The 10,696-nt window shown below is 56.3% G+C and carries 9 protein-coding genes; 6 read left to right on the top strand and 3 right to left on the bottom strand.

The features are described 5' to 3' along the window. Positions 1-533 precede the first annotated feature (533 nt). The 3 genes from ydgH (at position 534) to folM (ending at position 3,805) form a co-directional block, all read left to right on the top strand. The gene (ydgH, locus tag M8013_RS22095) at positions 534-1,478 is read left to right on the top strand and encodes a DUF1471 family protein YdgH (RefSeq protein WP_271269892.1); all 945 of its coding nucleotides are present in this window, start codon (positions 534-536) and stop codon (positions 1,476-1,478) included. A gap of 185 nt (positions 1,479-1,663) precedes the next feature. Then, a complete protein-coding gene (locus tag M8013_RS22090) occupies positions 1,664-3,046 on the top strand; it encodes an amino acid permease (RefSeq protein WP_271269891.1) in 1,383 nt (460 codons plus the stop codon). A 36-nt stretch (positions 3,047-3,082) separates the two neighbouring features. Continuing rightward, entirely contained in the window at positions 3,083-3,805 is a 723-nt protein-coding gene (gene folM / locus M8013_RS22085) for a dihydromonapterin reductase (RefSeq protein ID WP_271269890.1), read from the top strand. Here folM and M8013_RS22080 read toward each other — a convergent pair. Then, the gene (locus tag M8013_RS22080; RefSeq protein WP_271269889.1) at positions 3,802-4,137 is read right to left on the bottom strand and encodes a GlpM family protein; all 336 of its coding nucleotides are present in this window, start codon (positions 4,135-4,137) and stop codon (positions 3,802-3,804) included. The genes folM and M8013_RS22080 overlap by 4 nt on opposite strands. A 127-nt stretch (positions 4,138-4,264) precedes the next feature. Between M8013_RS22080 and rstA the strand changes: the two genes are divergently transcribed. The 3 genes from rstA (at position 4,265) to tus (ending at position 7,303) form a co-directional block, all read left to right on the top strand. After that, entirely contained in the window at positions 4,265-4,981 is a 717-nt protein-coding gene (rstA, locus tag M8013_RS22075; protein ID WP_271269888.1) for a two-component system response regulator RstA, read from the top strand. A gap of 20 nt (positions 4,982-5,001) precedes the next feature. Then, positions 5,002-6,300 (top strand): two-component system sensor histidine kinase RstB, encoded by a 1,299-nt coding sequence (rstB, locus tag M8013_RS22070; protein ID WP_271269887.1) that lies wholly within the window; start codon positions 5,002-5,004, stop codon positions 6,298-6,300. Positions 6,301-6,373: 73 nt separating this feature from the next. After that, positions 6,374-7,303: a DNA replication terminus site-binding protein gene (tus, locus tag M8013_RS22065; protein WP_271269886.1), complete on the top strand. Its 930-nt coding sequence runs from the start codon at positions 6,374-6,376 to the stop codon at positions 7,301-7,303. On the opposite strand, the gene fumC is transcribed toward tus, so the two are convergent. Both fumC and fumA read right to left on the bottom strand, forming a co-directional pair. Further along, positions 7,304-8,698: a class II fumarate hydratase gene (gene fumC, locus M8013_RS22060; protein WP_271269885.1), complete on the bottom strand. Its 1,395-nt coding sequence runs from the start codon at positions 8,696-8,698 to the stop codon at positions 7,304-7,306. It abuts the gene before it with no gap. Between the two features lie 156 nt (positions 8,699-8,854). Continuing rightward, complete coding sequence (gene fumA, locus M8013_RS22055) at positions 8,855-10,501, bottom strand: class I fumarate hydratase FumA (RefSeq protein WP_271269884.1); 1,647 nt, start codon at positions 10,499-10,501, stop codon at positions 8,855-8,857. Positions 10,502-10,696: the final 195 nt, after the last annotated feature.

Here is a 10,696-nt window from a genome sequence, read left to right as displayed (position 1 = left end):
AATCCCTTCCATCGGTTTTTGATGATGGTTTGTCGAACATTCATTACGGTTATACGACAACGGTCAGAAGTGTTAACCCGTGACTAACGCATATCCGCAGAAAATAAAACAGTAACAAACTTTCTATAACCTACTGAAAATGACGCTTGTGATCCACCGCAAGAAAACACTATTTATGCATTTATCTGTCAAAAATAAGCGATCGGTGGTTCTGACAGGCATATTTCCCTTTATTTCACCGCCAGGGCCGATATTTAGCTTAGACGAAGCGGCAAAAACACGATATAGCGCCAGCGCAGAACAACTCATTAACATTAAATTAACTTGTGAAAGTCATATGCTTTATTAGTTTTACTGGTCAAACGCCTGTTTTTTCAACATATCACTAAATGTTATACAAATTGAACGCCTGCTGCGCATTAGCAGCAAAAAATGCCGCAGACAGCGATAGGTGTTAAATGCCATAATCGGCCACGTTTTCAAATTAACAACTCCACCAGTACCTGGTTTGCGTAAGGCGAAGGATTATTTTTATGAAGCTTAAGAACACTCTCCTGGCGTCCGCACTCCTTGCTGCGACCGCCCTGTCTGCCAATGCAGCGACAGAGTTAACGCCGGAGCAAGCAGCAGCGTTGAAACCGTACGATCGTGTCGTCATCGTCGGCCGTTTTAACGCCATTAGCGATGCAGTCGCTGCCGCATCAAAGCGCGCCGATAAAGAAGGCGCGGCCTCATTTTATGTCGTTGATTCATCCGATCACGGCAACAGCGGTAACCAGCGCGTGATCGCGGCCCTGTATAAAGAAAATGCCCCAAAAGCAGACGTAGAGAACAACCGCGTCATCAATGGCGTGATGGAGCTGCCAAAAGAACAGGCCGTGATGCTTGAGCCGTTCGATACCGTCACGATTCAGGGTTTTTACCGCAGCCAGCCGGAAGTCAATCAAGCCATCACCAAAGCCGCGAAGGCCAAAGATGCTGATTCCTTCTACATCGTTCGTCAGATCGATGCTAACCAGGGCGGCAACCAGCGCATTACCGCTTTCCTTTATAAAGCTGACGCCAAAAAGCGTGTCGTCCAGAGCCCGGATGTGATCCCGGCCGACTCCGATGCTGGCCGCGCGGCCATCGCCAAAGGCGGTGAAGAAGCGAAGAAGGTTGAGATCCCGGGTGTGGCAACGACCGCGGCGCCAAGTGCTGAGGTCGGTCGCTTCTTCGAAACTCAAACCACCAAAGGTGGCCGTTACAGCGTCACGCTGGCCGATGGCACCAAAATTGAAGAGCTGAATAACGCTACTGCAGCGCAGATGGTACCGTTCGACAGCGTTAAGTTTACCGGCAATTACGGCAACATGACGGAAATCTCGCATCAGGTGGCGAAGCGCGCGGCGAAGAAAGGCGCCAAGTATTACCACATTACCCGCCAGTGGCAGGAACGTGGGAATAACATGACCATCAGCGCCGATCTGTACAAATAAGCAAACTGTTCATTAAGGCGGCGCGATGCCGCCTTTTTTTTTGATTTTTACGCCTAATTCAACCCTTCCTCATTGCATGCCTCGGTGACACTCCGTAAAATCCCGCGCCTTAGTGTAATTCACCATTTTTATGCGCTTCGGCGAAATAATTATTCTGGATCTGATTCTTTCTTAACAGGAAGCCAATGGAAAAGAAACTTGGCCTGAGCGCTTTAACTGCGCTCGTCTTAAGCTCGATGCTCGGTGCGGGCGTATTCAGTCTGCCGCAGAATATGGCCGCCATTGCCAGCCCTTCGGCGCTGCTGATTGGCTGGGCGATTACCGGGGTGGGGATCCTGCTGCTGGCCTTCGCCATGCTGCTGCTGACGCGTATCCGCCCCGACCTCGACGGCGGAATTTTTACCTACGCCCGCGAAGGCTTTGGCGAGCTGATTGGCTTCTGTTCCGCCTGGGGTTACTGGCTGTGCGCGGTGATCGCCAACGTCTCTTATCTGGTGATTGTTTTCTCCGCCCTGAGTTTTTTTACCGATACCCCGGAACTGCGCCTGTTTGGCGATGGTAATACCTGGCAATCGATCGTCGGCTCGTCCTTTTTGCTGTGGTTTGTTCACGCCCTGGTGCTGCGCGGCGTACAGACCGCTGCAGGCATCAACCTGGTCGCCACGCTGGCGAAGCTGGTGCCGCTGGGGCTGTTTATCGTGCTGGCGTTTATTGCCTTTCGTCTTGACGTATTTAGCCTGGACTTCTCCGGCGTGGCGCTGGGCGTCCCGGTCTGGGAGCAGGTTAAAAATACCATGCTGATCACCCTGTGGGTGTTTATCGGGGTGGAAGGCGCGGTGGTGGTGTCGGCCCGCGCACGTAACAAACACGACGTTGGTCGCGCCACGATGCTGGCGGTACTGGCGGCGCTGGGGGTCTATCTGATGGTCACGCTGCTGTCTTTGGGCGTAGTGGCACGTCCTGAACTGGCAGAAATGCGTAACCCATCGATGGCAGGCCTGATGGTCAAAATGATGGGCTCATGGGGTGAAGTGGTGATCGCGGCAGGGCTTATCGTCTCGGTCTGTGGGGCCTACCTGAGCTGGACCATTATGGCGGCGGAAGTGCCGTTCCTCGCCGCAACGCATAAAGCGTTCCCGCGTCTTTTTGCCCGGCAAAACAAGAACAACGCACCGTCAGCGTCGCTATGGTTGACCAATATCAGCGTGCAGATTTGCCTGGTGCTGATCTGGCTCACAGGTTCAGACTATAACACGCTGTTAACCATCGCCTCCGAGATGATTCTGGTACCCTATTTCCTTGTCGGTGCCTATTTGTTGAAAATAGCCACCCGTCCAATGCACACTGTGGTGGGGATGGGTGCCTGCATTTACGGATTGTGGCTTCTGTATGCTTCCGGTCCGCTGCACCTGCTGCTGTCGGTGGTGCTTTATGCTCCGGGACTGCTGGTGTTTATGTACGCCCGTCGTACTCACCAGCTGCAGCACGCACTTAAGCGCCGTGAAATGGCGTTAATTGGATTGTTACTGGTTGCCGCATTACCGGCAACGTGGATGCTGATGGGATAAATGGTCGCTCCCATCGCGAACGATATGGAGAACACGATGGGACACGCACAACCGCTGCCAATCCTGATTACCGGCGGAGGCCGCCGTATCGGCCTTGCCCTCGCGCATCATTTTTTGAATCTTCGCCAGCCCGTTATCGTCAGCTATCGCACGGAATACCCGGCGATAGCCGCCCTGCGTCACGCGGGCGCGGTCTGTCTTCAGGCAGATTTTTCAACTGACGAAGGGATCCTGGCGTTTGCCGAGCACGTAAAATCCGAATATTCGGGTCTGCGCGCCATTATTCATAATGCCAGCGCATGGATGGCAGAAACCCCGGACACCCCGCTCAGCGAAACGCTGGCCTGCATGCTGCAGATCCACGTTCATGCCCCCTACTTGCTCAACCACGCCCTGGTGGGTCTGCTGCGCGGCCACGGCCATGCAGCCAGCGACATTATCCATTTTACTGACTATGTGGTAGAGCGCGGAAGCGATAAGCATATCGCCTATGCCGCCAGCAAAGCGGCACTGGATAACATGACCCGCTCGTTTGCCCGCAAGCTGGCACCGGAGGTCAAAGTCAACGCCATCGCCCCGTCGTTGATTCTGTTTAACGAGCACGACGATGTCGACTATCGCCAGCAGGCGCTGAATAAATCGCTGATGAAAATCGAGCCTGGTGAAAAAGAGGTGATTGATTTGATCGACTATATTATGACCAGCTGCTACGTCACCGGCCGGTCGTTCGGCGTCGATGGTGGGCGTCCGTTACGCTAGTGAAAGCGACTCCAGCAGAAAATTAACACCCAGGCGCTGAGGCTCCAGCACACCACGGCTCCGCCCAGCGCCAGCGGCAAACGCATAAATCCGGTGAAATACCACAGCGACAGCAGATAGAGAAAGTACGGAATAATCGACCACATGCCAAACACGATGGTGGTACGCAGCGCCTCGATCCCGCGCTCGGAGGCAACTATATAGTGGGCAATCAGGGCAAAGGTCGGGAACAGCGGAATTAACCCGGCAATATAGTAATTTTTGGTTTTGGCTAATACGCCGATCAATACCACAACCAGCGCGCCAATCGCCGCTTTTATCAACAACCCCATCCCTTATCCCTTCAAAAATAACCCGATGTGCCAGGCAGCATAACGGAACAGCAACATTTTGCGAATGATTAATGGAACGTTAAGGTTGCGCGGTGTATGTTGGCTTTTTTCGCAGATCAGACGGCGTATGAACAAGATCGTATATGTTGAGGATGAACCCGAAGTTGGCCAGTTGATTGCAGCTTATCTGGGTAAACATGATATGGATGTCATCGTCGAACCGCGCGGTGACCGCGCTGAAGAAGTGGTGGCGCGGGAGAAACCCGATCTGGTGCTGCTGGATATTATGCTGCCCGGCAAAGACGGCATGACGTTATGCCGGGATCTGCGCGCCCACTGGAACGGCCCGATTGTGCTGCTGACTTCGCTCGACAGCGACATGAACCATATTCTGTCGCTGGAGATGGGCGCCAACGATTATATTCTAAAAACCACCCCGCCTGCGGTACTGCTGGCGCGCCTGCGCCTGCATCTGCGCCAGCATGTGGCGGCCTCCGGCGATACCCCGGCGCCTTCGTTAACCCCGCATAAAGCGCTGCGCTTTGGTACGTTGTCCATCGACCCGGTAAACCGCCAGGTGCTGCTCTCAGGCCAACAGGTAGCCCTCTCGACCGCCGATTTCGACCTGCTATGGGAGCTGGCGACCCATGCCGGGCAGATTATGGATCGCGATGCGCTGCTGAAAAATCTGCGCGGCGTCAGCTATGACGGGATGGATCGCAGCGTCGATGTGGCAATATCGCGCCTGCGCAAAAAGCTGCTGGACAGCGCCACCGAACCCTTTCGCATTAAAACCGTGCGCAACAAAGGCTATCTCTTCGCCCCGCACGCCTGGGACATCTGAATCCTTAACCGGGTATTGTCATGAAAAAGCTGTTTGTGCAGTTCTACCTGCTGCTGTTTGTCTGCTTCCTGGTGATGACCATGCTGGTTGGGCTGGTGTATAAATTCACCGCCGAGCGCGCGGGCCGCCAGTCGCTGGATGATTTGATGAAGAGTTCTCTGTATCTGATGCGCAGCGAATTGCGCGAGATCCCGCCCCGCGACTGGGCGCGCACGATGAAAGAGCTGGACCTCAATCTGTCATTTGAGCTGCGCATCGAGCCGCTGAAAAAATACGTTCTGGACCCGTCCACCCTGCAGCGTCTTCGCGGTGGCGATATTGTAGCGCTGGACGATCAGTACACCTTTATCCAGCGCATCCCGCGCAGCAACTATGTGCTGTCGGTGGGGCCGGTCCCCTATCTCTATTTCCAGCATCAAATGCGCCTGCTGGATATCGCCCTGCTGGCCTTTATCGCCATTTCGCTGGCCTTCCCGGTGTTTATCTGGATGCGCCCCCACTGGCAGGAGATGCTGCGCCTCGAGGCCGCTGCGCAGCGCTTTGGTGATGGGCATCTGACGGAGCGGATCCATTTTGACAGCGCCTCCAGCTTCGAGCGCCTTGGCGTGGCTTTTAACCAGATGGCCGACAACATTAACGCGTTGATTGCCAGTAAGAAACAGCTGATCGACGGTATCGCCCATGAGCTGCGCACGCCGCTGGTGCGGCTACGCTACCGTCTGGAGATGAGCGAAAACCTCACGCCCACTGAGTCGCAGGCGTTAAACCGCGATATCAGCCAGCTCGAAGCACTCATCGAAGAGCTGCTGACTTACGCCCGACTTGACCGCCCGCAGAATGAGCTTCAGCTCAGCACCCCGGATCTTCCTGGCTGGCTACGCAGCTATGTCGAGGACGTGCAAAGCGTCAATCCGCAGCGCACGCTGCAGGTTAACAGCATGAGCGGCGATTACGGCGCGCTGGATATGCGCCTGATGGAGCGAGTGGTAGATAATCTGGTCAACAATGCCCTGCGCTACAGCGATCACCAGCTGCGTATTTCGCTGCACCTGACTGGCAGTCGCGCCAGTTTATGGGTGGAAGATGATGGCCCCGGCATTGCGCCCGATGCCCGCCTGCGCGTATTCGAACCATTTGTGCGTCTCGACCCGAGCCGCGACCGCTCGACCGGCGGCTGCGGCCTGGGGCTGGCGATTGTTCACTCGATCGCTCAGGCGCTGGGTGGCGACGTCAGCTGTGAAGAGAGCGACCTCGGCGGGGCACGTTTTTGCTTTAACTGGCCGGTCTGGCATCATCTGCCGTCATTCACCTCTGCCTGACCCCACGCGCACGCTAGCCTGACCGGGCGTGCTGTGCTATATATTCAGTATGTTGTAACTACTGCGGTGCGCGATGACGACTTACGATTTGATTGAACGCTTAAACACCACCTTTCGCCAGATGGAGCACGAGCTGGCGCAATTAACCGCCGACCTGCAAACCTGCCGGCTGCTGGCGGCGCGAGTCTTCTCCCTGCCGGACGTGGTTAAAGGTGCCGAGCACGATCCGCTCAACACCATTGCCGTCAAGCAGCATCTGGGGCAAGAGGCGCTGGCGATGGCACTGCAGCACTATCGCCATCTTTTTATTCAGCAGCAGTCTGAAAACCGCAGCAGCAAGGCCGCCGTGCGCCTGCCTGGGGTGATTTGCCTGCAAAGCGACGCTGCGCACCGGGAGCAACTCACGATGCAGATCGCGAGCATTAATGCGCTCAAAGCCGAGTTTGAAAAGATTGTCACCGAGGAGTCAGGTCTGGCGTCCGCGGCGCGCTTTGAGTGGGTGCATCATCAGTTGCCGGGGCTGATTACCCTTAATGCCTACCGCACGTTGACCGTCATTCATCATCCGGCGACGCTGCGCTTCGGCTGGGCCAATAAGCACATTATTAAAAACTTCACCCGTGACGAGGTGCTTTCGATGCTGGAAAAAAGCCTGAAAGCGCCGCGGGCGGTGGCGCCCTGGTCACGGGAACAGTGGGTGGAACGGCTCGAGGCGGAATATACCGCCATCTATGCCCTGCCTGCGGATGCGCGGCTGAAGATTAAACGTCCGGTAAAAGTGCAGCCGATCGCCAGGGTCTGGCATGCCGGGCAGCAAAAGCAGGTGCAGTACGCCTGCCCCACGCCGCTGATTGCGCTGTATGACGACGATCGGGGGGCGGTGCTGCCGGACATCGGGGAATTGCTGAACTACGATGCTGAGAACGTTCAGCACCGTTATAAGCCTCAGGCGCAGCCGCTGCGGCCCATCATTGAGCGGCTGCACCTATATGTGGCGGAGTGACTACTGCTGGCTGCCGACCATCTGTTCCGGGCGTACCCAGCTGTCGAACTCAGCCTCAGAGAGATAGCCCAGCGCCAGCGCGGCGGCCTTCAGCGTCAGCCCCTCTTTATGCGCCTTTTTGGCAATTTCTGCCGCCTTGTCATAGCCGATATGGGTATTGAGCGCAGTCACCAGCATCAACGATTCATTGAGCAGCTGGCTGATGCGCTCGCGCTCAGGCTCAATGCCGACCGCACAGTGCTCGTTAAAGCTCTCCATCCCATCGGCCAGCAGACGTACCGATTGCATAAAGTTATGGATGACCATCGGACGGTAGACGTTGAGTTCGAAGTTGCCCGACGCGCCGCCCATGTTCACCGCGACGTCGTTGCCCATCACCTGACAGCAGAGCATGGTCATGGCTTCGCACTGAGTCGGGTTGACCTTGCCTGGCATGATCGAGCTGCCTGGCTCGTTTTCCGGGATGCTGATTTCCCCGATGCCGCAGCGCGGCCCGGAGGCCAGCCAGCGGACGTCGTTGGCAATTTTCATCAGCGACGCCGCTAATCCTTTCAGTGCCCCATGGGCATGCACCAGCGCGTCGCAGGTCGCCAGCGCTTCGAACTTGTTGGGCGCGGTCACGAAAGGCTGTTGGGTGATGGTCGCCAGCTCCTGCGCCACGCGCACCGCATACTCCGGATGGGTATTGAGCCCGGTACCAACCGCAGTTCCGCCCAGCGCCAGCTCCGCCAGATGCGGCAGGCTGTGGTCGATATGGCGCAGGTTGTGATCGAGCATCGCCACCCAACCAGAAATCTCCTGGCCCAGGGTCAGCGGCGTGGCGTCCTGCAGATGGGTACGGCCAATTTTGACAATATCGGCAAAGGCGTGGGCCTTCTGGTCGAGGGTCTGTTTCAGCACATTGAGCTGCGGGATCAGCTGCTCACGCAGGGCGATCAGCGCCGCCACGTGCATCGCCGTCGGGAAGACGTCATTGGAGCTCTGGCTTTTGTTGACGTCATCGTTGGGGTGGATCTTACGCTCCATGCCGCGCACCCCGCCGAGCAGTTCGCTGCCCCGGTTTGCCAGCACTTCGTTCATGTTCATGTTGCTCTGGGTACCGGAGCCGGTTTGCCAGATAGCGAGCGGGAATTCGTTCGGGTGTTTGCCCGCCAGCACTTCGTCGGCGGCGGTAATAATGGCGGTGGCTTTCTCTGCTGCCAGCAGGCCCAGATCCTGGTTCACTTTGGCGGCCGCGCGTTTGGTCAGTGCCAGCGCGTGGATAACCGTTACGGGCATTTTTTCGGTAGAGATACGGAAATGTTCCAGCGAACGCTGGGTTTGTGCGCCCCAAAGTTTATCCTGTGGAACGTCGATGGCACCCATCGAGTCTTTCTCACTGCGTGAGGTGGTCATTACTTTCTCCTTGATAACAACGAAGTGGGTTGCTCACAGCTCAAAGAAATAAGTATTGATGAGAACGGGAAAACGGTATGGCGCTTTGTGCGCTCTTGTTATTGCCCGGCGGCGCTGCGCTTGCACAAGCCGACACGCCGCCGGGCATTTTTTAACTTACTTCACACACGCCGAACACTGTGATGACTGGATCTGCTTGAAGAAGTCATTGCCTTTGTCATCCACCAGGATAAACGCCGGGAAGTCTTCCACTTCGATTTTCCAGATAGCTTCCATGCCCAGTTCCGGGTATTCCACGCATTCCAGGCTCTTGATACTGCCCTGCGCCAACACCGCAGCCGGGCCGCCGATGCTGCCCAGATAGAAGCCGCCGTGTTTGTGGCAGGCGTCGGTCACCTGCTGGCTGCGGTTGCCCTTCGCGAGCATGATCATGCTGCCGCCGTTGGCCTGCAGCTGATCCACATAGGAATCCATGCGGCCTGCAGTGGTCGGGCCTAACGAGCCGGACGCATAGCCGTCCGGGGTTTTTGCCGGGCCCGCGTAGTAGATCGGGTGATCTTTGATGTACTGCGGCAGCCCTTCGCCGTTGTCCAGACGCTCCTGCAGCTTGGCATGCGCGATGTCACGACCGACGATAATGGTACCGTTCAGCGACAGGCGGGTAGAAACCGGATAGGACGACAGTTGCGCAAGGATCTCATTCATCGGACGGTTGAGGTCAACGTGGACCGCTTCCCCCTCGCCCGCTTTACGCAGCTCTTCCGGAATGTACTTGCCCGGGTTGTTTTCCAGTTTTTCGATCCAGATGCCGTCGCGGTTAATTTTGGCCTTGATGTTACGGTCTGCCGAACAGGAGACGCCCATCCCCACCGGGCAGGAGGCGCCATGACGCGGCAGGCGAATCACGCGGATATCGTGGGCAAAATATTTGCCGCCAAACTGCGCACCCAGGCCGAGGTTCTGCGCTTCGACCAGCAGTTCTTGCTCGAGCTGAACATCTCGGAACGCCTGGCCGTGTTCGTTGCCTTCGGTTGGCAGGCCGTCATAGTATTTGGTCGACGCCAGCTTAACGGTTTTCAGGGTGCTCTCAGCCGAGGTACCGCCGATCACAAACGCGATGTGGTACGGCGGACAGGCCGCGGTGCCGAGGGTTCGCATTTTCTCGACCAAATAGTTTTTCAGCTTGCCCGGAGAGAGCAGCGCTTTAGTTTCCTGATAAAGGTAGGTTTTATTGGCGGACCCGCCGCCCTTGGCGATGCACAGGAATTTGTATTCGTCGCCGTCGACGCTGTACAGGTCGATCTGCGCAGGCAGGTTGGTGCCGGTGTTGACCTCTTTGTACATATCCAGCGCCGCGTTTTGCGAGTAGCGCAGGTTATCTTCGATATAGGTGTTGTACACACCGTGCGCCAGGGCCGCTTCATCGCCGCCACCGGTCCAGACGCGCTGGCCTTTTTTGCCGGTGATAATGGCGGTGCCGGTATCCTGACAGGTCGGCAGAATGCCTTTAGCGGCGATATCGGAGTTACGCAGGAACTGCAGCGCGACGTATTTGTCGTTTTCGCTGGCTTGCGGATCGCTGAGGATGTCTGCCACCTGCCGCTGATGCGCCGGGCGCAGCATAAAGGAGGCATCGTGGAAAGCGTGCTGCGCCAGCAGCGTCAGCGCCTGCGGATCGACTTTGAGGATCGCTTGCCCCTCAAATTCAGAGACAGAAACGTGGTCGCGGGTTAACAGGTAATATTCGGTCTGATCCTTTGCCAGCGGGAAAGGATCCTGATAATGGAAGGGTTTATTCGACATTGATCTCTCACTTACGACATTGCTGATTATGGTTCAGGCAGTTCTTCCGTTGCCCTGCTTAAAAGCGAGTTGGCCTATCCTACACAATTTTTTAACAAAAACTGAGACTAGTACGACTTTTTCCGCGCAGAGGTTACTTCCGCGCGGTTTATTGCTTTAATACGGGCAGTTAATTCCACATTTGAAACAGGGCTT

The organism is Silvania confinis (assembly GCF_025564085.1).
In the GTDB taxonomy this organism is placed as follows: domain Bacteria; phylum Pseudomonadota; class Gammaproteobacteria; order Enterobacterales; family Enterobacteriaceae; genus Enterobacter; species Enterobacter confinis.
This window is presented reverse-complemented; position numbering and strand designations above follow the sequence as displayed.

Excerpts from the sequence above, each read along its gene's own strand:
- ydgH (WP_271269892.1), top strand. The coding sequence starts at position 534 with ATGAAGCTTAAGAACACTCTCCTGGCGTCCGCACTCCTTGCTGCGACC.
- M8013_RS22090 (WP_271269891.1), top strand. The coding sequence starts at position 1,664 with ATGGAAAAGAAACTTGGCCTGAGCGCTTTAACTGCGCTCGTCTTAAGC.
- folM (WP_271269890.1), top strand. The coding sequence starts at position 3,083 with ATGGGACACGCACAACCGCTGCCAATCCTGATTACCGGCGGAGGCCGC.
- M8013_RS22080 (WP_271269889.1), bottom strand. The coding sequence starts at position 4,137 with ATGGGGTTGTTGATAAAAGCGGCGATTGGCGCGCTGGTTGTGGTATTG.
- rstA (WP_271269888.1), top strand. The coding sequence starts at position 4,265 with ATGAACAAGATCGTATATGTTGAGGATGAACCCGAAGTTGGCCAGTTG.
- rstB (WP_271269887.1), top strand. The coding sequence starts at position 5,002 with ATGAAAAAGCTGTTTGTGCAGTTCTACCTGCTGCTGTTTGTCTGCTTC.
- tus (WP_271269886.1), top strand. The coding sequence starts at position 6,374 with ATGACGACTTACGATTTGATTGAACGCTTAAACACCACCTTTCGCCAG.
- fumC (WP_271269885.1), bottom strand. The coding sequence starts at position 8,698 with ATGACCACCTCACGCAGTGAGAAAGACTCGATGGGTGCCATCGACGTT.
- fumA (WP_271269884.1), bottom strand. The coding sequence starts at position 10,501 with ATGTCGAATAAACCCTTCCATTATCAGGATCCTTTCCCGCTGGCAAAG.